This window comes from Lactococcus taiwanensis (assembly GCF_014905395.1).
Lineage (GTDB): Bacteria > Bacillota > Bacilli > Lactobacillales > Streptococcaceae > Lactococcus > Lactococcus taiwanensis.
In genome coordinates this window covers 64,950-91,271 of sequence record NZ_BNDT01000001.1, presented here as the reverse complement: position 1 = coordinate 91,271, position 26,322 = coordinate 64,950, and the positions used below count along the sequence as shown (strand labels likewise).

Sequence of the window (26,322 nt, the reverse complement as noted above, 5' to 3'; positions counted from 1 at the left end):
TGATGAAAAATGGCATTTTTCACAACTTCTTAGCAGCTCTTCCTCACCTCTTATTATTTACGTTCGATTTCAACCATTTTGTAAACTTCAAATGTATCGTCAATAGCAATATCATTGAAGTTTTCAACCATCAAACCACCTTCTTGAGCGTTTCCAACTTCTTTAACATCATCTTTGAAATGTTTAAGACTGGCAATTGCACCATCATGAATCACAACACCGTCACGAATGACACGGACAGAAGCATCACGGGCAACTTTACCACGCGTAACCATAAATCCAGCGATTGTTCCAACTTTAGAAACTTCGAAGGTTTCACGAACGACTGCCTCACCAATGATTTCTTCTTTGAATTCAGGATCGAGCATTCCGCGCATTGCTGTTTCAACTTCTTCAATCACTTTATAAATGATGCTGTGCAAGCGAATATCGACTTCTTCTTGAGCCGCTTGTTCACGTGCAAGGCCAGTTGGTCGAACATTGAAACCAATGATAATCGCATTGGATGCTGCTGCAAGTGAAATATCAGACTCTGAAATTGCCCCGACAGCTGAATGGACGATATCCACTTTAACCCCTTCAACTTCAATTTTTTGAAGAGAAGCGGCAAGCGCTTCGGCTGAACCTTGTACATCTGCTTTAATGATAATATTAACAGATTTAGTTTGTCCTTCTTTGAGGGTGTCAAAGAGATTATCCAAGTTCACACGACGTGTATTTTGACGTTTGATCAATTGGGCACGTTGCGCACGTTCTTCACCTGCGGCACGCGCTGATTTTTCATCTTCAAAGACCGCAAAATGATCCCCAGCTTGTGGCACGTCAGAAAGACCAGTTAATTCGATTGGTGTTGATGGGCCAGCTTCTTTAATCCGACGTCCAAGGTCATTTGTCATAGTCCGGACGCGTCCATAAGTGTTTCCGACAACGATAGGATCTTGAACGTGAAGTGTTCCTTGTTGTACCAAGAGGGTTGCAATCGCCCCTTTACCTTGGTCAAGACGTGCTTCAACAACAGTACCGATGGCACGAACAGTTGGGTCAGCTTTGAGCTCTTGGACCTCAGCCACAAGAAGCACTGTATCTAACAATTCATCAAGGTTTTGGTTAAATTTAGCCGAAATTTCAACGAATTCTGAACCATTTTCTGGATCCCAAGCGACAGGGAACACACCATGTTCAGTCAATTCTTGAGTAACACGTTGGGGGTTAGCACCTGGTTTATCAATTTTGTTGATGGCAACGATGATAGGTACCCCAGCAGCTTTAGAGTGGTTAATGGCTTCGATTGTTTGTGGCATTACACCATCGTCAGCAGCAACTACAAGGATGGTAATATCTGTGACAGAAGCACCGCGAGCACGCATAGATGTAAAGGCTTCGTGACCTGGTGTGTCCAAGAAGGTGATCTTTTTACCATTTGAGGTGATTTGGTAAGCCCCGATATGTTGTGTAATACCACCGGCTTCACCCTCAGTCACGCGAGATTCACGGAAACGGTCAAGCAAGGTCGTTTTACCGTGGTCAACGTGTCCCATGATGGTTACAACCGCTGGACGTTCTACCATTTCATCTTCGTTGAGGTAACCTTCTTCGACAAAGAGTCGTTCAATGTCAGACTTGTCTTCTTCAACCTTTTTGACTGGTGTTACCCCATAATCCATCAGGATTAATTCGATGGTATCTTCATCAAGTGATTGGTTTTGGTTAACCATTGTGCCCATCATGAAGAGTTTTTTGATAATTTCAGCTGGTTCACGTTTGATTGATTTTGCAATATCTTGCACGTTCATTCCTACTTCATACTCAAGGCTTTCTGGTAATTCATGGAATTTACGTTGAGTTGCAGGAACTTGTGAAGACTGGTTGTTTTGATAGCGACCACGTCCACCTTTTTGGTTCCAGTTTGAATTACGTGCATTACGTACTTGATTACGATTATCATTGACGCGAAGTGGTCCACCCTTACGGTTACCATCTTTAGTGTTATCCCGGTTGTTATCAGATTTTTTACGATCACGATCACGGCGGTTATTTTTTCCTGAAGCAGGTGTAAAGCTATCCGTTGATGGTGCGCTTGTTGCACCAAATTTATCACGTTTTGGTCCTTGACCTTGTGATTGTCCCGCTGGGCGATTTTTATCAAATCGATTACCGCCTTGACCGCCTTGGTTAGGACGACGATTATCATTGCGATTATTACGATCATTCCGATTTTTGTCGAATTTTTTCTTTTCAGGTCGTGCAGCTGCTTGTTCTTTTTTGATGTCTTCGGCACGTTTAACGACTTTAATCTGAATTCTTGGTTTTTGATTCAATGGTTTTTTCTTTTCGTCTGTAATGACAGGCTCCTTTTTCTCAGTAACTGTTTCTGTCTTCACTTCAGCTTTTGGAGCTACTGATTTCACTTCGGTTTGAGATTTTTCAACTTTTACCTCAGCTTTTGGTGCAAGGGTTGCTTTTTCAGTAACACGCTCAGCTTTGTCAGCGGCGACCACATGCTCTTTTGCTTTAGACGCTTTTTCGGCTTCTTCTTTAGCTTTGATGCGAGCTAAGATAGCTGGATCTTCCACGATAGCTTTACCTGCGAAGGTCCGTGGGCTATCGCTTGATTTTTTATCCGCTTTTGCAGTTCCTTTTTTTGCTTTATCAGCACTGACAGCTTTGTCAGTAGTAGGTGCTGCACCACCCGCTTTAGCGCGAGCAACGATTTGTTCAGCCTGTTCTGTTGTTACTGAGCTAGAGTGGGCTTTTACTTCAAACCCTAAGGCTTGTGCTGTTGCCACAAGTTCAGCATTTGATAATCCAGTTTCTTTAGCAATTTGGTTAATTCTTTTTTTCTCAGACAATCTTTGTCCTCCTTATATCATCAGTTCTTCATGAGGCTCTCCATTTTCTTTGCAAATCCATCGTCCACAAGAGCAATAACCTTACGGTTTTGTCCTATGGCATGCGATAATTCTATTTCTGTAAAGAGTTGTGAGACGGGAATCTCATAATAAGTTGATTTATCAGTAATTCTTTTATTCAAATTTGAAGCAGCATCTGATGCAAGTATGACAAGACGTGCTTTGCCATTTTGAATGGCTTTGATGACCAGTTCTTCGCCAGAAATCACTTTACCGGCTCGTTTTGCAAGTCCTATCAAATTTGAAAGTTGTTGTTTTTTATCCATTTTTATTCCAGTTTGCAAGTTCTCCCCGTTTTACTGCTCTATTTTACCGCTTTGTCAATAAGGGACAAAGAATTTTTCAGCAAAATTTTGCAGTAAAGTCGTTCTTCTTGCTCCCTATTCTTTAGTCGTAATCAGGTGCTAAGTCAGCGGAATAAGTTGCCGATTCCAATTCACGACGGGCCACCTGATGTTCAACATAGGTGATCAATTCGTCATAAAATGCTTCGGAAACCTTCGTTTGGAATGCACGGTCAAAGACACGACGTTTCTTGGCTTCTTGCGCTTCTTGATTAAGTAAAGCAATATAAGCGCCACGTCCATGCGCCTTTCCCGTTGGATCAATCGAAACTTCACCTTCCTTGTTAAAGGCGATGCGCAACAAATCTCGTTTGGGAAATTGTTCATTTGAGACTAAAGATTTTCTCATTGGAATCTTTTTTTGTTTCATTGAAACTCCTCAAAATTTTTCTATTAACATTTAGGTTACTGACAGAGCTGTCAGTAGTTTACAACCTTGTCAAAGATTTATTCTTCGTTTTCCAAAGCCTCAGTCGCTTCATTTGAAGTGACTTCTGGAGCTACTTCTGCACTTTCATCAAGTTCAACCCCTTCAGTAGCTTGGGTTTCATCCAAAGATTCGCCATCTTCTCCTACAAACTCATAGTCATCGATGTTAAACTCGTCAGCAGCTTTGATATCAATCTTGCTGTTGGTCACATGCGCGGCAAGACGAACATTTTGGCCACGTTTCCCAATAGCAAGCGATAATTGATCACGGGCAACAACAGCCAAGCTAGAACCATCTTCTGTGATGAGCACTTGTTCGATACGTGCAGGTTTCAAAGCATTTGCAATGAGAATTGCTTTATCATCAGACCATTCGATAATGTCCATCTTTTCGCCAGCCAATTCACGGATAATCCCTTGAATACGTGAACCTTTTGAGCCGACCATTGTTCCGATTGCGTCAACATTTTCATCATGGCTTTGAACAATGACTTTCGCACGATCACCAGCATCGCGGGCAATAGACTTGATTTCAACCGTACCATCAAATACTTCTGGAATTTCTTTTTCGAACATCCGTTTGAGCATATCTGGAGCTGTACGTGAGATAAAGACCCGGGTCCCTTTTGGTGTCAAAACAACATCTGTCACATAAACTTTCACACGGTCACCGACGTGATAAGTTTCTTGAGGGATTTGATCTTTCTTTGTCAATAAAGCATCCACACGACCAAGGTTAATGTAAACGGCACGTGCATCTACTTTTTCCACAGTTCCTTGGATGATTTCATCTTTATAACGGCTATATTCGTTATAAATAATCGTCCGTTCTTCTTCACGCATCTTTTGCATGATGACTTGTTTAGCAGCACCAGCAGCCGTACGAGCGAAATCTTTTGGCTTTTCTTCAAACATGATTTTATCGCCAATTTCATAATGTGGATTCAATTCCAACGCATCTTCAAGGGATATTTCCAGACGGCTATCAAAGACTTCATCAACAACTTCACGTGTAGAGTAAACATTGAAATTGCCCTTCTTTTCATCAAAGATGACCTTAACATTTTGAGCTTGCCCATATTGACGTTTGTAAGCGGCCGTAATCGCCTGCTCAATCGCTTCAATCACAATCTCAGATTTGATTCCTTTTTGCTCTTCCAACATTGCAAAGGCGTTCAGCATTTCTTTGCTCATTTTTTCTCTCTTTCTTTCTTAAGAAAATTTAATTTTATTTCAATAAAAGGTGAATGGCATTACTGACAGCTCTGTCAGTAACTTTTTCAAGCTAAATTCTAAAATTTAACCATCGTTTGGGCTTTGGCAACAGCAGATAACGGAATTTCTACCTTTTTATGCCGAGTTTTATCCAAAACATCCAAAACCAAGGTTGTGCCATCAAAGCTAATCAAATCCCCAGCATACTCTTTAGCGTTGTCAATCTTTTGATAAAGTTTCACAAAGACATACTCTCCCACAGCGCCTTGATAATGTTCTGCTTTCCGTAAAGGACGTTCTGCCCCAGGACTTGCTACTTCCAACATATAGCCTTCTGTTGGAAAAGGATCTGGACTGATCGTATCCAATAGCGGGGAAATCAATTCACTCAACTCTGCTGTTTCATCAATTTCAATCCCCCCTTCTTTGTCTACCAAGATTGAAAGCATCATATCGCCCCCAAATTTTTCCCACTCTACCGCAAAAAGCTTAAAAGGTTCAGGAATATGGGGCGCAATGAAATCTTCAACGATTTCTACGACATCATTCATTTACGATCTCCTTTCTTAAAAGATAAAAGCTCAAGCAAGCTCTACCTTCAAAAACACACAAGAGAAGGAGCGTTCTTTTGAACGCTCCTTTCTAATAGTTTATTTATATTCATTATACCACGATTTGGAAAAAAGTCAAGAAAACTTTTAAGCTTTTTTCTCCCTTGCTTTAGGCAAATTTTTTTAGCATTCAATGGATTTTGAAAACAAAAGATTCTATCAGCTCAGCCTTGAAAAACGCTGAATCAAGGAGTACAATAAAAACTGTTATGAAAATCAGTTCTTATTAATTTCAGGGAGTTAACTACTATGAAAATTTACATGCAATTATTAATCATTTTCGGTTTTAGTTTTATCGGAAATGTGATCTCCACCCTTTTTCATCTCCCAATTCCAGGATCAATCATTGGCATGATTTTACTTTTTCTTGCCCTTCAGTTTAAACTCCTCGAATTTCGACATGTGGACGAGGCCGGAAGTTTCCTCATCAACAACATGACCATCCTATTTCTTCCTGCAGGTGTGGGAATTATGGCCAAATGGAACCTCATTAGTCACTTTTGGGCTCAAATTTTATTGATTGTTATTGGTGCACTTATTATCAATATCCTCATTCTTGGAAAACTAGTGGAATGGATCAAGGTTAAATTTGAAGGAGATTATGTCGCTCTCAATCCCGAAGCTTCTTCTAGCGATCCTGACTAAATAGCTTGAACTTAACACTTTACTTTTAATTACCCCCTTTTACACGGAGAAAAAATGAACACCATTACTTCTGACCCCCTGTTTGGGTTTGTCCTTACTGTCCTTGTCTTTATGATTGGCGTACGTATCAACGAAAATATTCAAAAACCTTGGACCAATCCTCTTCTCTTTGCGACCGTCGTCATTATTTTAATCCTCAGTCTCGCGCATATTCCCTACAAAAATTACTATGTAGGAGGTTCTATCATCAATGACCTCATCGGCCCAAGTACCGTGGCCTTGGGTATTCCCCTTTATAAAACCTTCCACCTGATGAAGCATCATGCCCGCTCAATTATTATCTCCATTGCGGCGGCAGCGCTCATCAATACTATTTTCACTGCCCTTTGTGCCAAGTTTTTTGGCCTCTCAAAATTAGCGAGTCTCTCAATTTTTCCTAAGTCAGTCACCACTGCAATGGCAATGGGAATCTCAGATAAAATGCACGGTGTAGAACAAATCACCGTCGTCGTTGTTGTGGCTACGGGGATTCTTACGAGTGTCCTTGGAGGGCCTCTTCTCAAATTATTCCACATCAAAGACCCCGTTGCACAGGGGATTGCCCTAGGTGGCACAGGTCACGCTGTTGGCACAGGAACAGCTATTGAGCTCGGCAAAACCCAAGGTGCTATGGCAGCGCTCAGTATCGGTGTGACAGGGATTATGTATGTTATCTTTGCGCCACTGATTGCCCATCTCATTTTAGGCTACTAGCAACATTCATGTTTATAATCAATCATAAAAAAATACCAAGAACAGTTTTGGTATTTTTTTCTTGTCATCTTTTCTTTTTCAGATGGCGCAACGTAAGGCTCATCAATAGACTAAACAAAGCAATGCCTATCACATAGAACAAGCCAAGACCACCAGCATGTGGCATTTGAATATTTGCTCCATGATAAGCAAAATAAACATTAACCACCACATCATCACAATTTTTATCAATCGCTTGTGAGGTTACTTCTGTTTTATCCTCCGTAAGATAAGGCGCTGTTGCATTTACACCATCAGCACCAATCACCTCATAAGTCAATGAACTAGGATGACTTTGTGCCTCAAAAGAAGCCACACCCGAAGTCCATAACGCCCAATCAGTATTAACTGAACCATCCGTATGATAAGGATGGTTGTCTACTGCTGGCTGCCCTACTCCCTTATAATAATAAACTTTTGAACTTCCAGTCGCATCTTTCACCGTTTCAAAAGTGATCACTTTGTTTTGTATAACAGCATCGCCCAAAGGTTTCTTACTGGTCTGATCTAGATAGTTTATAGTTTCTGTGATTGTTTTTTCTTGACGGTTTGAAAAGCTAAACACTCCATTATAAACAAGGGTGTAAGTCACATTTTCTGGACTATCTTTTCCATGAAATTGATAAGGCTGAATAGGTTGATCAAAATCAACATTTCCCGGTGCATCAGAACTTGTCCAGTTATAACCTGCAATATAAGGTGCTTGAAAGCTTGGACTCGGTAAGCCTTCTTGCATGGTCCAGCCTGCTCCTGTTGGAACACCTCCCACCAAATCTGGAATAGTTTGCGAATTATATGTTGTCGAATAATAATAACTCACTTGACCAGTTTGATTATTAGAAACCTTTAAAAAAGCAACCTGCCAAACCCAAGGAGTAGTTTTCAAAGTCGCACCCGCTGTATCTGTACTATGTAAAGGCAAACCATCTGAGCCAGCATACCAGGGTAAAGCATTTCCAAGTGCATCAACAAAATTCACCTTTTCTGTGGATAGACTCAGACTTGTCGTATAAGTCACTTTTGTCATATGCACGATAAAATTCTGCACAACGTTATCTTGATTAAATACACCATTTGTTGTATTCGCCGCTGTAAACCCATCAAACTCATCATAGACACTATCTGTCCAATAACCTTTCGCCTTGAGGCTACTAATCACACTGGAAGTTGTGTAGCTCGCTTGTGAAGAGAAATCTCCAGTGATAGTATCTTGCTGAATGATACTTTTAGGATCTTTTCCTGTAGCATCAATCGAATCATCCACATAAGTCACGGTTGCTTTTTCCTGCTTGACTTTATAAACGTAATAGATATTTAAATTATTTTGAGAATATAATCCTGTGGCAGCATCACTGACGATTTTAGCGCTATTATTTGTCGCATTAGCAAGTCCTACATAATCATAACCCGTAGGAACGGGGGATAGGGGGCTTGTGAGATATGTGTCTGATCCAACTACACCTGTTGTTGTCACCTTAGGTGCAATCGGATTACCATTAGTATCGATATAGTTTGTAGTTACCGTATTTTGTACCGCATTAAAATTCACAAAACTATCCTGTGGAATTTGAACTTGCTGTAAATTTATAGCTCCACCAGTACTTCCAGTCATAAAAAACGAAAGAGAACTTGGGTAACTTTTCTTTCCAGAACTATCCGTGGTCGATACTCCAGCCAAATCTTCCAACGTCGTAATAGGGATTGACCAATCATAAGGTGCTTTAGTCGTTGTGGTACTCGTCCCTTTTTCTATTCGATAAACCGTTACTGTTTTTTTATTAACTGTGGCCGTGCCAGGGGTGTAAGTCCCTGTGGTAGTTGTATTTCCTAAGGTATAAGTAAAACTTTTGGTCGCTGTGCTTTGTTTAAAGTTAGTAACACCACTAGTAGGAGAAATAGCAGTGATTCCGCTCACACTGGGATCTGTTGATGAATAAGAAATTGCTGTTGTTGTACTAGCTGTTGTGGCACCCCCATACTGAACCTCTAATGTCCCCTCATTTGCAGGAACACTCCCTGTACCCGGATTATAAATCAGCGTCAGAGGACGAAAAGTCCCATCTGCCAAATCAGAAATCAATTGTTGGGGACTATCTGTTCGATTATAAGATGTTTTAGGGGCAATAATGCCATTATTCCCAGACATCGTACTGTTCGGTGCATCATACATTGGATTGGCATTGGCATAAGACCAGCCTCCTATGGCACTACTCCCTGTGTTTAAGCTTGCAGGGTCTCCTCCATAGAGTTTGTTATCATTACTAGCACTTACCCCATCTCCCAAAGTATAAGAGGGATCAGCTGTTGTACTCGTTACACCTGTCGCTGGAAGCGTGGTTGGGATGGTATAGGTATTTTTCCAAGGATCCACTGTCCAACCAAAGGCACCGCGCAAACCACCAATCCCTGAGTCTGCTCCACCTGCACCAGTTTGCCCCGCATTACCGGGATAAAACCCAAAGGATACACCATCAGCACCGCCTAAGTTTCCCATGTTAAGTTTTAAACTCAGTTTTATTGGTTGGGTCATATCCATCTGGAGAGCGGTCAAAGCAACAATACCACTTTGATTGACGTTATCAGTTGTTAAGGTAGCTGTACCGATACCAGTCGTTGCATTGTAGTCATAAGCCCCCGTTTTTGCCGTACCATTAGTCGTCACGGCATTACTCCATGTCCCATGATTGGCATTCCACGAAAAATAATTTTGGAAATTACTTGCATTTACCGTAACATTGTTGATGGTAGAGGCGAAAACGTTTATCCTTGCACTACAAGCCGAAATAAGCATTAAAGTAAAAAGAGAGAGTATCAACAAAAACCCTTCAGATCGTTGTGACCTTCTTTTTTTCATCTTAATTTCTCCCTCCTCTTTTTTCCTTCAAAACTATTATTGCAAATCCAAAACAGATGCACCCCATGAACACGTTACTTAACTTTGAAGTGGTATCACCAGTCTCTGGTAAAGTATGATTCGTTCTTGTTTTTACCGCTACTGCTTTTTGAGATGAGACTGGATCCACACTTGACTTTGGGTAAAGATAGACCTTGTCCAAATATCCCTTTTTGGATAAATTTTCCACAGGAAGACGGATTAATACAGGTACTGCTGGTCGTCTTAAGTTTTCTCTTGGATTTGCAACTTCCGAAATAATATAAACACCATCTCTTAGCATACACGTTGCTATCCCATCACTATTAGTAACAAGAGTCAGCTCTTTCCCTACTTTTTTGTAGGTTGACTCACCCTTCAAACTGATAGCCGCCCCGACGTGAGCTGGGACAATTTGCTGAAACTGGTAGATAATATTCGGCACAGGAGATAACGCTTCTTCATCAGACGATAAGCTGATATTGTTAAGCTTTAAACCAGCCGCTTTTAAAGTGGAGACTGATGTTCGATTTAAAGCATATTTAGTAATTATCACCTCTTGCTGATGACTTTCTCCCAGTTGAGCGTTGGCCTCTACCTGAATAGCAGACACCGTACTACTCATAATAAAACCAATAAGAAAAAATCGAACGATAATCTTTCCTACTTTATTCAATTTTCCCCCTTTTTTCTTCTCTTTATTATTTTGATAATGAGATACACACCTCCTAGGCCAGCAAAAACAGCGGAGCCTAGTAATACCCAAAAGTCATAACCATACGGATTGCGTTGAATTTCTTCTTGGACATCTTTCTCTTTTAAGGAAACCCGCTGACCAGTGACCAATAACCGCTGACTGTTGATACCTGTGGGGTAACAAGTCACCAAGGTGGCTAAATCTTTCCCCTTTTGAACGCTTAGTGTGGAGACATCATTAGGTTCCACAATCTTGATTGTTTTAATTTTATATTTCAACTTTAGGTTGAGACAATCAATGTAAAAAACATCGCCAAGTTTTAACTTATCCAAATTGGTAAACAGTGTGTTATTTACACGACCAGAGTGGGCAGTCAGTACCGTATGGGTATTGACACCACCAATCGGAAGGCTGGTATTTTCAAGATGCCCCACCCCAAGAGCTAATGTGCTTTCGGCGTCCCCGTGGTAGATTGGAACGTTGCTCACCTTGATCTGTGGGATAGAAATATCTCCCATTAATCCGGATTGATCAAGCTTTAATAACGTCTCATAAGACAACTTAATGCCCCGATAGGGCAGATGCTGACTCATATCATAAATATATTCGTTATAAGCTCGAGCATTCGTGAGCATTTCATTCATCTTTTCTCTATCTAATTTTGCGGCTACTTGATGATATTTAGTGATAATCGCTGTAGTCTTATGTGCAACGAGTGTGTTTGCAAGGAGAGGATAAAAAAGAGCACCAATTGCAACCAAGGCAAAAAATAAGCTCAAAACATCACGAAAGGAACGCTTTCCTTTCTTTGTCGACGACTCCTTTTTCATCTTCAAAGTCCAGTCCCTCGTTCCTTTTTATCTCTCATTTGATACATTTTTAAGCTTTTTTTGAACCTTTGCGCCGACGAATCACGATAGAGGAAGTACCAGCTACTGCAGCAATCACCAAGATGCCTACCAGACCTTGCCCACCCGTAAATGGTAATTTTATATTCGAACCATCCAAGTTGTTAGATACCTCAACCTTTGTAGTAGTGGGATCAATTGAAGCCGTCACGTCAACCACTGCGGTTGGTCGATTGTAGCCTTTTGGAGCCTGTGTTTCAATCGCATAATAATGCGTATTAGCACTCGAAGTTGCCCCAGATACACTGTTGCTATCAGTCAAGGCCAGACCATCGAACTCAATCTCCCCATCAGCTCCCGTTGTCAGACTATAATCACTACCAGTAGTGGGATTCTGTACGTAACTTGCAGTTGAAGTTGCTGTAACCTCACCAGAATCAGCCAGCGCTTGTGCAACAGAAGCTGATTCTGCCTTGATCAACTTGAAAGTAGCACCAGCAAGAGGCGTTTTAGAAACAGAGTCAATCTTTTTAATTTTCAATGCCCCTAGATAGACTTCTGGTACATCGGTAGTTTTATTAGAATCACCAGGGAGTTGACTAGGTGCATCAGCTACAGTTTTGTTACTTAAATCCACGCCATAAGCATTTTTGATACTTGTGGAATAACTATTCCCGATTTGCCCATATTTATAATCATTGGCTACACTCGTCGTGAGATTGATAACGAAAGGATCTGAGGCACTCGTCTTTGCAGCCTTAACTTTTTGGATTCCTGTTTTTGTGAGTTGTAAATCAATTTTTCCATCAGTAGTAGACAAACTATAGTCCGCTCCTTCAGACAGATTGATTGGGGCGTTACCTACCATGAAATGAATGGCTTTATAGATCAAGTTACTATTGAGTGTATCAGACACTTCAAAGGAACCGACAACTCCATCATCTGTCACGAGGGAGTCAGAAAAAGCTGAGCTTAAGTTCCAGGTAACATCGCTCCCTGCAAAAACAGTCGCTTGTTTAGCTGTCCCTGTCTGGTCATCTAAAACATTATCGCCAACTTCAACCGTTTTATTGACCGCATTGTCTTGCGAGAGGTCTGTTTTAGGATAAACATTGATATCATATAGCCAACCATCTACTGCTTGAGTTGCAGTAGAATTGAGAGGCACCTGAACAATAGCATCTTGCATAGAAGCTACGCCATTGACCGTTGAAACCTGATGAAGAAGGTAATAGCCATCTGTGGTGATAGGTAACTCAACTGTCCCATCGCTCCCTGTTTTCCCTGTGACCACAGTACTTCCTACAGTATAGGTTGAAGAATCACTGACAGCCATATCAGCTGCTGAACCTGTTGGGGTGATTAGGGTTGCAGTATAAGTCACATTTTGTAAGGGCGTACCTGTCACTGTCTGCTCAGTACCATCGTTGACCGTACCTGTCTGGTTAGTGCTAGGATTGCCTTGTAAGGCATGGATTGTCACAGCTCGAGGTATCGAGCTATCTGGTAAAGTAGTGGCAGCATGGCCTGTTATCCCTGTTGCAAGACTTGTACCAAATACTGCGACTGTCAGTAAGGAGAGCGTCTTGAAGGAAAGTGATAGATTGGAATGGGTCATTGGAGTCCTCTTTTACTAAATACAGATTAAAATCAGATTACTTACACATGTATTCTTTAAACTATATTTACATTTCTTCTTTATTATTACGTTATTATTATAAATGTTTCTTAGGTTTTATACCAGATATTTTACTTTTTATTTGGACAAAATAAGGAATCTGTCTAAATACTCTATTCAAAAAAAGTCAGATGGAAAACCATCTGACTTTAAAAGCTTTCAGCTTCCCCTAGGGAGCACTCTGTAAAATCCAAGTGACTTCACCTTGATATTTGGCGCCCGGCACTTGGAGTGCTGTTGGTGCGCTCAGTTTGAAGGCGGTGCTGTTTGCTGGTAGAACGGTTGTGATCTTACCTGTTGTTGACGCATTGTCAGAACCTACGGTAACTGGATTATTAAGCGTCATTGGCGTTCCATTGAACGTTAACAAGCTATCAGAAAAGCTGAGACCTAAGACACTGGTGCTTGTGATGTCTTTTGTCTGTGCAACACTCATCGTCCATGAAAGACTTCCATTGGTCGGAATCGCACGCGCATCGTTGACTACAACCCCTTGAGGGTTATTGTTGCTATCCTTCATGCTGCCTGTCAGATTTTGGGTGGTCCCACTGATGAGATGGCTTCCAAAATCAATCAAGCTTGGACAAGAGAAGGAAACCACGCCTTGGTAATCGTACTGTGCAGTGTACTTGTTTGAAGTACCCAGGAGATTCCCACCAGCAAGGGCTACGACATTAGCAAGTGCAGTAGTCGTTGCATTTTGATCATAGTTTCCATTTGGATCAGTATAGTGTGCAAGATACCAGTTATTATAAGCACTTCCAGAGACTTTGGCTTTTAAGGCATTTTCGGTCGCTGTCACCACACTACTTGGGATCGGAGCCCCTGTCATTCCTGTGTAGGTATTCCCTGAGGCATCTTGGAAGGGCAGGGTAAAGCCAGCTGGTACAGTCACGCCAGAACCTGCTGACGTAAAGTTGACTTGCAAAGTTGGACTTTGAGTCAAGGCATTTAAGACAATCGACCAGTTTTGCACTGCTGCACTTGAAACCGTTGGGTAAACAGCACGCGCTGCCAGATACAAATCATTTGGTGCGCTTGATACAGTAGCGGTCTTGGTCACGGCATTACCTGAGGTATCTTTCCCTGTCAAAGTAAGGGTGGTGCCAGAATAGCTAAAGCTAGTATAGGTATTGCCATCAGGTGTTGCTACGGATTGGACGCCATAACCTGCGGGTAGCCAGTTGGCTGCCAGCGTCGTCAAAGCTGCTCCTGTCCCCGCTGTCACGGTGCTATTTGCAGGAAGACTTCCTTGGAGCTTTCCAGGGTTTGCCGTCGTTGCACCTGCATCTGTCGCCCCCGGTGTTCCTTTAGCCCAACTGTAATTAAAGTTGACTTGATTTTGATTGGCGGATACTGTGACCGCAAAGGTCATTGGCTTAGCTGTGGTTCCGACATATTTTGAATTGGCCGCTAAAGCAGTCGCAAGTGTACTGTATGTCCCTACAGTTGCACCGTTTGCGGACACAACAACGCTGGTGGTATAACCGGTCGGTGCAGTGTAAGTCGGTGCGCCAGTGATGGTTGTGGTATATGCCCCTGACACTGAGCTGTTACTTGGCAAAGTTGGGGCATTTGCTGGAGCTGTACCGCCAGACCAAGCAAAAGTAAAGTTAGCGGTGATTTTATCCGCTTCATAATACATCAAGAACACGTTTGGAGTTCCTGAGCCAAATCCTGCCAGTTCATTAGCGGGCTGATTGGTCAATGAGACGGGAATCATGCCCCCATTTTCAGCATTGGCGTCTTTGATGGCTGCTGCCATTGCGGCAGAGATATCGGAGTAACCCGTGTAATAGCCTGCAGTACTTGTGCTTGGGGCAATGTTGGCTGTTGGACTTGTCCAACCTAGAGCGCTATTTGTCCAGAAAACACGATTTTGTGCCGCTTTTGAGTCATAATACTTGACCCCGGCATAGTGATAGCCTGCTGTCATCACTGGAATCGAGGTTGGCGAAGTGATGGCGGTGCCTGTTACCCCAGTTTGAGGTGCTGGCGTTGCTGGATAAGTTGTCGGATTTACTGCGGTACTTTGGGTATTAAATGCATGTCCGTAAGTAAACCAAGCCGACTGTGCCGTTGGCACGTAGTACACGTTTATTTGGTTAGGATTATTTGCTCCGTTTGATGTGTCATAGTTGGTCACGGTGAGGTACTGCGTTGAAGCTGTCCCCGAAGTGTCGTTATTTGGGTCACTGCTGCTGTCTCCTGTCAGGACACCACTGCTGTTGAATGTTCCGCCATAGGTCACTTTATTACCATTGGCTGCACTCCACGTTTGATTAAATCCTGCTGGGATGGTTGGGGCAGAGAAAGTATAGAGCCCAGGTACACCACCTTGGGAGGCTGTTGCTCCGCCAGGTTGAGTGACTTGGATATGGTCTCCGACATTGGCTGTGATAGATGAGCTGGTATAGCTGGCTACTTTTTGTTTCGTGACAGAGTTAATGTAGTTGACTTGGACAGGAGCTGTCCCACGGTTTCCTGTGATTTTACTTGTATTGTTTGAGAAAGAGATATTTCCGTAGTTATTTCCTGTCCCACCGAAAGCTCCGATAGACATGGAGCGTGGTAGAGTCAATTTTTGGGTCACTGTTGCAGAGCCCGCACCTGTATTGACAGAGCCGTCAGAGTTCAATGCTTGTGCATAGTAGGTCAGTGTTCCTGAGATTTTAGCAGCTGTTGTGCCTGGACTATCGGGCGTCCACGTCATCGTGACTTGTTCATCTTCTGTTTGTTTGGTGTAAGGAACAATCCCATTCAAGCCAGCACCGAGATAGGAGCTCCCTTGCCACTTACTGATAGGATAGGTAGAACCATTATTATAAGTTCCAGTCGCATCGGGAATAAGGTTTCCAGCCGCTTGGTCAAGCAGTGTCCGACTATCATTGGTTACGATTGATTTGCTAGCGTAGTCATAAGTTGTCCGTATGACAGAGGCATAGATAGGGCCGGGAGATTGACCAAACCATTGGTCTATCCCATCAATATCTTGCGTTGCATCATCTAACAAACCAGATGAGGCGTTGTAATACAAATCCCGTCCTGCAAAGACTGAGCCTTGAAGTCCCCCAATCCCAAGACCAGCACCTGTTGGAAAATTCACAGGTCGCGTATTTTTTGAAGGGGTGCTTGAGTTGGTATTAACCTGTGCTGTATTTGCTGGGGTTAAGAGAAAACCAACTGCATCGCCAGCCATAGTATAGTCCTGACCCACGATAGGATTAATGATTTGAGTCCGAAAGACACCAGAGATTGATGTCGTATTCGACATATCCATCGCTGCTTTAAAAATCGCATAGCCTGCTTGGTTTTTAGCGTTTTGAGTTAAGTTAAACCAGTTACCAGCAACTTGTGTTGTCCCTAAACTATTCCAACTCGCCGTGTTATTTATGGCGGCGGATAAAGTCGTATCCGACCAGTTATGAGCCCCGGTATCAAAAGAACCTCCAGAAGTCAGGGCTTGTCCCCCTAATGTCGCAGCTTTTACATTTTGTGCAGGGAATATTCCTAGAGTTGGCAACAAGGTACTTACTAAAAGTAAGGCGCTGCTGCCTATTGTTAGGGACTTTTTAAGTAAGTGTTTTACATTTGCCATCTTGCTTCCTCTCTAAAAGTTAGGGGCCTTCTTAAATAGAAGAACCCCCTAACTCATTCTTTTCTGCTGTTTTTTAAGGAGCTACTGTTAAGTTCCAAGTGATGGTTCCTTTATGGTTGCCCGCTGCTTGGTCGGAAACAGGTACAGACAAGGTTGCTTTTGAAAACTTATCTGCATAGTAACCAGAGACTGCACCGGTAGAGGATACAAGGGTTTGTGGTTGAGTCGTGAGCGTGTGGCTGCTTGCTACATCGCCCAATGAGCTTGTATCGGTTGCACCGTTACCACTGATGTTTGAGAACGAAGCTGAACCCAAAGTGATCGTTGAGCTGTTCAAACCAGAAAGTCCTGATGCTTGAGCAGAGATGGTATAGTTGGTTTGTGTCCCATCTAAGTCATGCCAAGTCACCAGTGGAGAAGCTTGTGAGTTACTCGAACCATCTGTTGCTGTACCTGCAGTGAAATCCGTTGTGCTCCCATCTACTTGGTGAACTCCAAAGTCCAAATCACTCGCATAATCAAGTGCCAAAGCACCGGGTTGAGGCGTGATGGTTGTTGGTGGTTCAGTAGGGATGGTGATTGGTGGGAGCGGTGTTGTTGGAGTTGGTGCGGTAAAGGTTACCCCAGTGTTTGAAGTCCATTGTGTTGTGCTGGATGTGGCACCGGGTGTGGTTACTGCACCTGTTGCAGTGTCAGCAAATGCTGGAGCGGCAGTAGCAACAAGTGTCAAAGCAGTCAAAGCTGCAGCGGAGTATGTAAATCCTTTTTTCATTGATCTTCCTTCCTTTTTTTAAGAAAATATTTAGCTTGCTCTTTTTTTGATGAGGTAGAGCAGTGTCGCTAATAGAATTAGAGCTGTTCCAGCAGGGATGGTGTTGTTTTGCGTTGCTCCAGTTTTGGGGAGCATCCCTGTGGGGGTGATGACTTCATAGGGAGAATTCCCTGGTGGAAGTCCTGGAGCGGGAGGTTTAGGCAAATTAGGGTTCGCGATAAACGTCACCGTTGCTTTAGTCATCACCTTATCTGTTGTATTGGCATCTGCTCGTGGCGGATGTCCTACTACAAATAAGAGCAAGACCACAACAATGATTTTTTTCACTCATGCTTCTCCTTTCTTTGAAGCCGCATTGCTACGCTTCGGGATAAAGATTAAACCAAGTCTAATCTTCATCCCGAAGCATAGCAAGCGACTCTCCTTGTTCCCTAAATCTTCTTTTGCCTTTCCCTGCTTGCTCTATTCTTTTTCTTGAGGGACGTCGTCTTTTTTACGACGCTTGAAGAGAAGAAAGATAATAATCAACAGCAGAAGAATGATGATTATGAAGCCGACGATGAGTAACCAGTCGACTTTTGACTTTTGCGTTACGGTCGCATCCTTGGCATTTAAAGTATTTGCTTTTGCTTGCGTAATCGTAAAGTCTTTATCAAAAATCCATCTGTAATCGTATTTCGTGACTTGATCATTGACCATGGTCTCATACTGACCCTTAGCATCCTTAGCGCCATAGACGGTCATTTTCAAGTGGTATTTTCCAGGTTTGAGCGGTTGAGAGCTTTGTCCGTTCAAGACACCTTGAAGTGAAACGGGGATGGCAAGACTAAAGTTAGAGTTGGGTGCCATCTCCATCGCGGCATTGTTATAAGTATATTTGATTGATGCATCATCAGATTTCGTCACGACAGCACTGATGTTCATTTGCATGAGGTAAGCAGGCGCTGCGTTAGTGAGTTTTGCGGCAATGACATTTCGTCCATTGACTTGATCTGGTGCAACTTTTACTAAGGAAAGGGTCGGTGCAATCTTTTTTTCACTGTTTTGGAGAACGAGACCAATGACATAACGGTATCTGTTGGTAATAGAGATGCCGCTTTTTTGACTGGCATTGGTCGTATCGTTGACGTCTTCAAAGTTGAAGCCTCCGGCAATCACTCCTTGAAAGGAGGTAGCTGGACTGGTGACTGTTGCCGTCACTTTTGCAGTACTTTTGGCGGGGATGGTCACAGTCTTTGGGAGCTTGACATAATCTTTAAGGTTAAGCTTTAGCGAGGGGTCAGGTTTGACCAAATCTGGCGTGTAACCGACGGAGCCTGACTGGCTGGTAAAAGCTGTCCCAAAGGTGGTCTTGATTTTAATGGTTTGGCTGGCGTTGTTATATAGCGTGAAGTCCAGTTTTTGGGTCTGGTTGGGCTTTAAAAGAAGGTTAAAATAACCGACATTAGTTCCTATTTGGTTTTGTCCAATGGTTGGGGTGACTGAAAAGTTTGCGCTGTCAGCATGTGCAACCTTTGTTATGGGGAGCAGAAAAGAAATGACAGACAAACTTGTGATGATTATTTTTTTCGTCTTCAAAATGTCCTCCTTCTTCCTCTCTTTTTTGTACTTTTATTATATCAGTTACAATTATGTTTCGCTAGTGTTTTAAAAATGTGTTTTATGTCAAAGAAGAAATTTTTCTCATTTTGTAACATGGTAAAGTTTGCCTTAAAAGTTGAGTCTTTTTTAGAGGTGCTCTCTTATGCGCTTTCTTTTTTATCGTAATATTTAGAATTCAAAAAAAAAAAAAAAAATCGTTCATTTTTCTGAACGATTTTTTTGAGCCATTTTTCTTGTGTATTCACGCTTTAGGGTGGCATGAACTTCAGTCGCCCCAATCTTTAAAAGGCAACGCAAGAGTTCAAGCATTTCTTTTTTTCCTTTTTGGGGATCAACAAAGGTGTGGGTATAATAGGATTTTGCGAAACTCCGTTTGACTCGATCTAAGATGTCACCTGGCATGAAAAGTTGTTCAGACTTTTCAAGGAGCATTTGTGCTGTTAAAGATTGACCTCGGTCGCAATAAGCGAGAACCATTTTGTAGAGAAAGCGTTGGAGTAAGACTCGGTAGTATAGTGTTTTGGCATAAGCTGTAGGATTTGAGAAGAGCGTCGTAATCAGATACTCAATGAATTCTGGACTGAGCCGATGACCAATGTTGGCTAGTAAAGAAAGTTCATAGAGTCCCCAGTACTGAATGCCTTTGAGGTAACGTTCCAAATGTGATATTTCTTCTTTGCACAGTTGAGCGTAGAGTCCTTTTGCTGCGTAGGCGATGAGTTGGTACTCTTCTTCTTGTGAGACATAGTTCTCATAGATGTTTTGCAATACTTTTGTATTATTGGCATAATAAGCATGCTCAATATCAGTAAAAAGGCTGATATAATCATCTTGCTGCCCGTCATTAATAATAAGACTATAATCGTATAAGGAAGTGTTCATTTTTTGCAGCGCAAAATCTAAGCGGTCAAAGCCAATCATGCTTTTACCATTTTCAAAGTTGGAGAGAGCAGCTTTAGAAATGCCTAAGTCTTTAAAATCTGAGAGGGAGAGGGCATGTTGAATGCGGAGATTATGAAAGGTTTTTCCATATCTAGCGTAAACCATAACATCACACTTTCTATCATTTGAATTTAGTCCTATTATATTTCAGTTCGTAATGAATTGCAACTCTCATGATATCCTTTTGTATAAAAAAAGACACCCGAAGGTGCTTTCTTATTTACGCTTACGTGCGATTAAATGAATTGGTGTCCCTTCAAAGACGAAGGCCTTACGAATTTGATTTTCCAAAAATCGAAGGTAAGAGAAGTGCATCAGCTCTTCTTCGTTAACGAAGACAACAAAAGTTGGCGGTTTAATCGCTACTTGAGTCGCATAGAAAATCTTCAATCGTTTTCCTTTATCAGTCGGTGTAGGGTTGATCGCTACGGCATCCATAATGACGTCATTCAAAACAGAACTTGAAATGCGCAGGTTTTGAGCATGATGGATTTCTTTAATCATATCTGGTAATTTGTTAAGTCGTTGACCAGTTTTTGCTGAGACGTAGACGATCGGTGCATAATCTAAGAATTTGAACTTGGTACGAATTTCAAGCTCAAAGTTTTTCATGGTATCGTTATCTTTCTCTAAAGTATCCCATTTGTTGACAACAATAAGAATCCCTTTACCGGCTTCATGGGCAAATCCAGCAATCCGCATATCATATTCACGGATACCTTCTTCAGCATTAATGACCATTAAGACAATATCAGAGCGGTCAATCGCACGCATGGCACGCATGACTGAGTACTTTTCAGTATTCTCGTAAATCTTCCCTGATTTACGCATTCCTGCTGTGTCAATCATGACAAATTCTTGTCCTTCACTGTCGGTAAAGTGCGTATCAATCGCATCACGGGTTGTTCCAGCTATAGGACTGGCAATAACACGATCTTCACCAAGAATAGCATTGATAAGGGAGGATTTTCCGACATTTGGTCGACCAATCAGACTGAATTTGATGACATCTTCATTTTCTTCTTCCACTTCTTGTGGCAGGCTTTGGACAATAGCATCCAATACATCCCCTGTCCCAATCCCGTGAACTGCGGAAACGGGGTAAGGATCGCCCAAACCTAACGAATAAAATTCGAAAATTTCCATGCGACGCTCAGGATTATCCACCTTATTGACAACAAGGATGACGGGTTTATCTGTCCGGTAAAGAATGTTTGCTACGGCTTCATCCGCATCTGTAATACCTGTTTCGCCATCAACAACAGCGATGATGACATCGGCTTCGTTCATAGCGATTTCAGCTTGAGCTCTGATTTCAGTCATGAAGGGTTCATCAGAGAGTTCAATCCCTCCTGTGTCAATGATGTTAAATTTACGGGTTAACCATTCACCAGTGGCATAGATCCGGTCACGGGTTACTCCGGGAATATCTTCAACAATTGAGATACGCTCTCCGGCGATACGGTTGAAAATCGTTGATTTGCCGACATTTGGACGGCCAACGATGGCTACAGTTGGTAAACTCATTTTTTATTTCTCTCTTTCAATGCTCCCTTCAGTAGCAAAGACAGAAGGGAAATGGAAGTCCTCGCTTGATTACGGGCTTCTTTTTAGGATCATTTAAACAATCTCGATGCCAAACAAACTGGTAAAAAAGGGAGCTTGGCTCAGATTAATTTTGATATTTTTAGCTAAGTGTGGCGTAAGTTCTAAGGTTTCAAAGTGATTGGATGAAAAATCTATTCCCGACAAGTCGGTTTCCCAAAAATTAGCTGCATTTAGTTGATTATGCAGCATGTCGACTCTTTTGAACGTACAGGCAGTGAAGAAGGTTTCGGTGGCTTCGTTCTCTAGAAAACGTACATTTTTTAAAGTACTTCCTGAAAAATTAGCATAACGCAACAGATTCTCAGTAAACTGAACCTCTTGAAAATGCGCCCCTGTAAAGTCTGTACCCAACAATTTGGAGGACTGAAAATGACAGCGGTAGAAGCCGACTTTTGCCAGAGAAAGATTGGACAGGTCACATTTTTCAAAAAGGCAATCTGTAAACTCACTGACCGCTCCGTCAGTAAATTCAAAGGTTGTATTTTTGAAATAACAAGCTGAGAAGAGAGTCCGTGTCGATAGCTTTAAATTTTCCCCGCTAAATTGAGCTTGATAAATCTCACCATCCGCAAAGTCTTGCGGACTGACGGGTTGATAAGTGAGGGGAAGTTTGGGCGCGTTGATTTTCATGGGTTTCACAATAATTTTTTTGCCTTTAGATTTTCAGTAGATGAAGGAATTTCGGGTTTGCCCCACTGTTCCACTACACGTTCTGACCATTTGTTAAGCCGACGCGTACCCGCGTATTCTTCTTGTACTTGGTCAAATTGTTTTATCGTTTGATCATCCTGCTCTATGTACCGCTCAGGAAAAGCGATGCTTTCTAATGGAAAACGTGGTTTCACTTTATTTAACCGTGCAGCCTTGCCTATCGCAATTCCAAAAATTGGATAAGTGTAGTCAGGTAAGTCAAGTACTTCTGAAATTTGTGCCGATTGGTCACGAATCAAGCCAACCATCACCCCATTATAGCCCAGAGATTCCGCTGCCAAAAGAACATTTTGCCCCGCAGTTGCTGCGTCAACAGAAGAGATGAGCAAACTTTCGATCCCTGCGGGTTGAAAGGTTGCTCCGTGGAGTTGCACTGCTTTTTCTGCGCGATTGAGGTCGCCAACAAAAACCAGATAGGCTGCACAATTTTTAATTGCTTTTTGGGGCTGGTACTGATAAATCGCGTCTTTTTGTGCTTGGGACTGCACCACTATAATCGAATACGATTGAAAATTTTTCCAAGTGGAGGCCATTTGACCAGCTTTTAGGATGGTTTGTAACTCTTCTTTACTGATGGCTTCGTCAGTAAAGTTTCTGACTGATGTATGGTTCATCATTAAATCAATGGTTTCATTTATTTCAGTCATGGCGTCTATTTTCTCCTTCTAGTCGCATTTCTTGAGCTAAATATTTTATCCGTTCCATAACTCGCTTGGCAGGCCAAACCTCTTCAGCCTTTCTTGTTTCGGCCAAGTGCTGCTCCAGTTCATCCATTTTCAAATTGGAGGTGAAAAAGGTAGGAAGATTTTCTTGCATCCGATGTTGTAAGATGACTTGTAGTATACTATCCCGAACCCAGGCATTATTTTGCTCTGCCCCAATATCATCCAAAACCAAGACAGGACTGACTTTAATTTCATTAACCCAAACCTTCGCATTGTCAAAATCTAGGTCTGAGATGAACGTTGGATAATGAAGTAAAGTAGTCGAAATACCTTTTTTTGCAAGTTCGTTGGCCATCGCCGCTAACATAAAGGATTTACCTACACCAAAATCACCGTAGAGGTAAAGACCTTTTCGTTCAGGATAGTTGGTAATAAAATCCACCAAAGTCTGATAAGGCTCAATGCGTTGAACATCGTCCAAGGCGATATCAGCTAAGGTCACTTGTTTAAGTTCTTTTGGAAGGCCAATTACATTTACACGTCGCAACAAATTTTGAGCCGCTTGTTGTTGAGCAAGCTCAGCTGTGGTTTGATAAGAAACATCGGCATAGCCGTGATTCATGATAAGCACAGGCTCGTAGCCATCTGCAGCTCGTTTTTCTCCCAACTCAAACTTTTCTTTTTCCCGAACGTACTCATAAAATTTTGAATAAGAGCGTTGGATCTCATCTGAACTCATGTGGTGCTCAGCAATGAAGGCTTGCACATCAGAATTCTTCAGGACTTCTGCTACTAATTTTTCAAAGTTTTCACGAATATCGTGGCGCTTACCCAAAATATCACCGATAGATTCCATCGTCATGTGCTCCTTTTTTTACTGTTTATTGCTCCGAGTGATCAGGCATCATAGCCTGAGAAAATCCTTACCCTTCAGCTGTTTTGCTGACTTACTCTGTCTCACCTTTTAATTTTTTGAGTGATTCTAGTCGGATTTTTTCAAGTTTTGCCAATTGTTCTTGGCTTGTTTTGTTTTCATAGTTGGGATTAGACCATTTGGGAGCTTCTTTTTTAAGTTTTGCTGGGCGTTTGGCCGCCTGAGCTGCTGCTGCTTGCGCAGCTTTTGCTTTTGCCCCTTCATTGCGTTCCATAATACGCTCCACCGCTTTTTCTGCAGTAAAGACTTTGTGGCGCATCCAGTCATTAGCTAATGTATTCACAAAACTTGACGATAAGGTGGCATTTTTTTGTTGCACCAATACATAATGAATCAGGATATTTTGCACCTCAGGCACAAGATTTTGCCGTGAAAGATGAGCAAGAATCTTCCGTTCATCATTACTTACAAATCCACCAGCCTGAGCTTTAATTTGTTTAAGGAAAGCTTCTGGCTCATGAGCTTTACTGGTCACAATCAAGTCAGCAAAAGCTTTTGGAAATTCTGAAAGGGGACGTTGAGGCTCATGTGCTGCCGAGAGGCGATGTGTTAGCTGACTAACATTTAAAGACTTATCAGCATTGGCGGTCTGCTCTGCTAATTTGAACAACTCATACCAATTGAGTTCAAATTTTTCGGCGAGAGCATAAAGGGCTAGCACTTCTTTATTTTCATCATTAAAATGCAAACCTTGGCGCGTCATTAAACTCTGAAAAGCACCCATATCAAAGTTATTATTGGCATGAGCACCTTGTCCTTGAGGTTCATCAGGTTGGTTGAATGAAACTTTGTAGATTTCATGAAATTTCTTAGAAACCTCTTTCCCTTTGGGCTCCATTGTTTTGGAAAGGCCAGAAACGCGATTTTCACCAATTTTAGAAATCAAAAGTTGACGATAAAACTCATCGGCTAAAAACTCTTCAAAATTAAGAGGGCTTTCTACCTTAAAGTAAAGCCGCGTGTGGTCATCGTAGACATGAACCAAGCTAAGTCCCGTTAATTTATTTAAGGCCTCAACAAAAGGGTTCAAACCAATATTAAGATATTCTAGAAAATGCGAAATACGTCCTGTGGAGAAACTCAACATCAATTGATAAAGGGCAAAGGCATCAGTACCAATAATGGGTAAATAGAGCAGTCGAAAAGTCTCCGCATCAAAGCTTGTCTTGCCACGATTGACCATCGTAAATGAATCTCCTGCTCTCATTTCTACCTCATTTTTTCATTTTTTAAAATTTTAGGCTACTTATAGCCTGGTCAGTAACTTATTTGTTGGTAATATTTTTTAAAAGTTCTTCTAATTCACTGACGTCTTTGAAAGAACGGTAAACACTTGCAAAACGGATATAGGTGATGTCATCAAGTTTTGCTAATTCCTCCATTACAAATTCACCAATGGTGTCAGATTGAACTTCATTACTGTCAAGTTGGCGGATTTTGCGTTCTACATTAGCGACGACCTGTTCAATATCTTCACTCGAAACAGGACGCTTATAAGCTGAACGAACCAAGCCACGCACGATTTTATCACGGTTAAAAGGTTCACGCTTATCATCTTTTTTAATGACTAAAAGGGGCATTTCTTCAATTCGCTCAAAAGTCGTAAAGCGAAAACCGCAAGATTCACAGACCCGGCGACGACGGATTGCTTCTTCAGCCTGTCTAGAATCCACTACTTTTGAATCCTCAGAAGAACACTTCGGACATCTCATATCTATTCTCCTTTAATCTCTTTAACTCAACTATGAGTTTTAAACTAACCATATTTTACTGATCAAGCTGTCATTTAATCATTTTTCTTTTTAAATTTTGCTTCTAGACGATAAATTACTTGTCCTTTTTGTGAAAATTTCTTTTCATATTCAGTCATTACATTCAGCGGAGCAAATTCTTCATCTTGATGCAAATCTAACCAGACTTTTTTGAGTTCCATGCCATAGTTTGCGAGAGAAACTAGAGAATATTCAAAGAGTCCTCGGTTATCTGTTTTAAAATGAATCTCCCCTTCAGAACGTAAAATCTTTTCATAAGTTTCTAAGAAAGACTTGTAAGTCAAACGACGTTTTTCATGTCGCGCTTTAGGCCAAGGATCAGAAAAGTTCAAGTAGACTTGATCAATCTCTCCTTCTTCAAAATACTCACTTAAAGCGGCACCATCGACTAACATCATCTGAACATTTGGTAAACCAGCTTCAATCGCTTTATCCAGTGCATAGGATAAAACAGACAACTGCATGTCTATTGCTATGTAGTTAATCTCTGGATGCAAAGCTGCCATTCCTGTGATGAAGGCTCCTTTGCCACATCCCACCTCAATATGAATCGGGTGATGATTTCCAAAACGTTCAGACCAACGTCCTTTAAAGTCGGCTGGATTCTCAACAACAATATGTGCGTTTTCGGCAAGCATTTCGCCTGCCCCTTTTCGATTTCTGACGCGCATTTTTACC

At 41.9% G+C, this 26,322-nt stretch carries 23 protein-coding genes; 2 read left to right on the top strand and 21 right to left on the bottom strand.

Going from position 1 to position 26,322, the window contains the following annotated elements; genetic code table 11:
• Positions 1 to 53 precede the first annotated feature (53 nt).
• The 5 genes from infB to rimP all read right to left on the bottom strand — a co-directional run bounded on the left by infB (position 54) and on the right by rimP (position 5,448).
• A complete protein-coding gene (infB, locus tag JKP71_RS00410; protein WP_200406621.1) occupies positions 54 to 2,849 on the bottom strand; it encodes a translation initiation factor IF-2 in 2,796 nt (931 codons plus the stop codon).
• Positions 2,850 to 2,869: 20 nt separating this feature from the next.
• Complete coding sequence (locus tag JKP71_RS00405; RefSeq protein WP_075525042.1) at positions 2,870 to 3,175, bottom strand: YlxQ-related RNA-binding protein; 306 nt, start codon at positions 3,173 to 3,175, stop codon at positions 2,870 to 2,872.
• A 121-nt stretch (positions 3,176 to 3,296) separates the two neighbouring features.
• The gene (rnpM, locus tag JKP71_RS00400) at positions 3,297 to 3,623 is read right to left on the bottom strand and encodes an RNase P modulator RnpM (RefSeq protein ID WP_200406620.1); all 327 of its coding nucleotides are present in this window, start codon (positions 3,621 to 3,623) and stop codon (positions 3,297 to 3,299) included.
• A gap of 77 nt (positions 3,624 to 3,700) precedes the next feature.
• Entirely contained in the window at positions 3,701 to 4,876 is a 1,176-nt protein-coding gene (gene nusA / locus JKP71_RS00395; RefSeq protein ID WP_075525044.1) for a transcription termination factor NusA, read from the bottom strand.
• 98 nt (positions 4,877 to 4,974) lie between these two features.
• Complete coding sequence (rimP, locus tag JKP71_RS00390) at positions 4,975 to 5,448, bottom strand: ribosome maturation factor RimP (RefSeq protein WP_075525045.1); 474 nt, start codon at positions 5,446 to 5,448, stop codon at positions 4,975 to 4,977.
• Positions 5,449 to 5,757: 309 nt separating this feature from the next.
• Between rimP and JKP71_RS00385 the strand changes: the two genes are divergently transcribed.
• Together JKP71_RS00385 and JKP71_RS00380 are read left to right on the top strand one after the other, a co-directional pair.
• Entirely contained in the window at positions 5,758 to 6,153 is a 396-nt protein-coding gene (locus JKP71_RS00385; protein ID WP_075525046.1) for a CidA/LrgA family protein, read from the top strand.
• Between the two features lie 54 nt (positions 6,154 to 6,207).
• Positions 6,208 to 6,906 carry an LrgB family protein gene (locus JKP71_RS00380; RefSeq protein ID WP_075525047.1) on the top strand — a complete coding sequence of 233 codons (699 nt, stop codon included), beginning with the start codon at positions 6,208 to 6,210 and terminating at the stop codon, positions 6,904 to 6,906.
• Between the two features lie 64 nt (positions 6,907 to 6,970).
• Here JKP71_RS00380 and JKP71_RS00375 read toward each other — a convergent pair whose 3' ends face one another.
• The 16 genes from JKP71_RS00375 to trmB all read right to left on the bottom strand — a co-directional run bounded on the left by JKP71_RS00375 (position 6,971) and on the right by trmB (position 26,315).
• The gene (locus JKP71_RS00375) at positions 6,971 to 9,799 is read right to left on the bottom strand and encodes a lectin-like domain-containing protein (protein ID WP_200406619.1); all 2,829 of its coding nucleotides are present in this window, start codon (positions 9,797 to 9,799) and stop codon (positions 6,971 to 6,973) included.
• Position 9,800: 1 nt separating this feature from the next.
• Positions 9,801 to 10,493 (bottom strand): pilin N-terminal domain-containing protein, encoded by a 693-nt coding sequence (locus tag JKP71_RS00370; RefSeq protein ID WP_200406618.1) that lies wholly within the window; start codon positions 10,491 to 10,493, stop codon positions 9,801 to 9,803.
• Positions 10,490 to 11,344, bottom strand: a complete 855-nt coding sequence (locus tag JKP71_RS00365) for a class C sortase (RefSeq protein ID WP_234446095.1) — start codon at positions 11,342 to 11,344, stop codon at positions 10,490 to 10,492. The genes JKP71_RS00370 and JKP71_RS00365 overlap by 4 nt, the downstream gene beginning before the upstream one ends.
• 49 nt (positions 11,345 to 11,393) lie before the next feature.
• Complete coding sequence (locus tag JKP71_RS00360) at positions 11,394 to 12,980, bottom strand: SpaH/EbpB family LPXTG-anchored major pilin (protein ID WP_200406616.1); 1,587 nt, start codon at positions 12,978 to 12,980, stop codon at positions 11,394 to 11,396.
• Positions 12,981 to 13,209: 229 nt separating this feature from the next.
• Complete coding sequence (locus JKP71_RS00355) at positions 13,210 to 16,638, bottom strand: beta strand repeat-containing protein (RefSeq protein ID WP_200406615.1); 3,429 nt, start codon at positions 16,636 to 16,638, stop codon at positions 13,210 to 13,212.
• Positions 16,639 to 16,711: 73 nt separating this feature from the next.
• Positions 16,712 to 17,410, bottom strand: a complete 699-nt coding sequence (locus JKP71_RS00350) for a WxL domain-containing protein (RefSeq protein WP_200406614.1) — start codon at positions 17,408 to 17,410, stop codon at positions 16,712 to 16,714.
• Positions 17,411 to 17,440: 30 nt separating this feature from the next.
• Positions 17,441 to 17,737 (bottom strand): EF2685/EF0750 family sortase-dependent surface protein, encoded by a 297-nt coding sequence (locus JKP71_RS00345; RefSeq protein ID WP_200406613.1) that lies wholly within the window; start codon positions 17,735 to 17,737, stop codon positions 17,441 to 17,443.
• 135 nt (positions 17,738 to 17,872) lie between these two features.
• The gene (locus JKP71_RS00340) at positions 17,873 to 18,988 is read right to left on the bottom strand and encodes a WxLIP family cell surface protein (RefSeq protein WP_200406612.1); all 1,116 of its coding nucleotides are present in this window, start codon (positions 18,986 to 18,988) and stop codon (positions 17,873 to 17,875) included.
• A 222-nt stretch (positions 18,989 to 19,210) separates the two neighbouring features.
• Entirely contained in the window at positions 19,211 to 20,059 is an 849-nt protein-coding gene (locus JKP71_RS00335; protein WP_200406611.1) for an Rgg/GadR/MutR family transcriptional regulator, read from the bottom strand.
• A 111-nt stretch (positions 20,060 to 20,170) separates the two neighbouring features.
• The gene (gene der / locus JKP71_RS00330; RefSeq protein ID WP_075525053.1) at positions 20,171 to 21,481 is read right to left on the bottom strand and encodes a ribosome biogenesis GTPase Der; all 1,311 of its coding nucleotides are present in this window, start codon (positions 21,479 to 21,481) and stop codon (positions 20,171 to 20,173) included.
• Between the two features lie 93 nt (positions 21,482 to 21,574).
• Positions 21,575 to 22,201, bottom strand: a complete 627-nt coding sequence (locus JKP71_RS00325; RefSeq protein ID WP_373298577.1) for a pentapeptide repeat-containing protein — start codon at positions 22,199 to 22,201, stop codon at positions 21,575 to 21,577.
• Positions 22,198 to 22,920 (bottom strand): NADPH-dependent oxidoreductase, encoded by a 723-nt coding sequence (locus JKP71_RS00320; RefSeq protein WP_200406609.1) that lies wholly within the window; start codon positions 22,918 to 22,920, stop codon positions 22,198 to 22,200. Before JKP71_RS00320 ends, JKP71_RS00325 begins: the two co-directional genes overlap by 4 nt.
• On the bottom strand, positions 22,913 to 23,794 hold the full coding sequence (dnaI, locus tag JKP71_RS00315; RefSeq protein WP_075525055.1) for a primosomal protein DnaI: 882 nt from the start codon (positions 23,792 to 23,794) through the stop codon (positions 22,913 to 22,915). Before dnaI ends, JKP71_RS00320 begins: the two co-directional genes overlap by 8 nt.
• A gap of 91 nt (positions 23,795 to 23,885) precedes the next feature.
• Positions 23,886 to 25,079 carry a DnaD domain protein gene (locus JKP71_RS00310; protein ID WP_200406608.1) on the bottom strand — a complete coding sequence of 398 codons (1,194 nt, stop codon included), beginning with the start codon at positions 25,077 to 25,079 and terminating at the stop codon, positions 23,886 to 23,888.
• A gap of 58 nt (positions 25,080 to 25,137) precedes the next feature.
• Positions 25,138 to 25,584 carry a transcriptional regulator NrdR gene (nrdR, locus tag JKP71_RS00305; protein WP_075525057.1) on the bottom strand — a complete coding sequence of 149 codons (447 nt, stop codon included), beginning with the start codon at positions 25,582 to 25,584 and terminating at the stop codon, positions 25,138 to 25,140.
• 74 nt (positions 25,585 to 25,658) lie between these two features.
• Positions 25,659 to 26,315, bottom strand: a complete 657-nt coding sequence (trmB, locus tag JKP71_RS00300) for a tRNA (guanosine(46)-N7)-methyltransferase TrmB (protein ID WP_200406607.1) — start codon at positions 26,313 to 26,315, stop codon at positions 25,659 to 25,661.
• Positions 26,316 to 26,322: the final 7 nt, after the last annotated feature.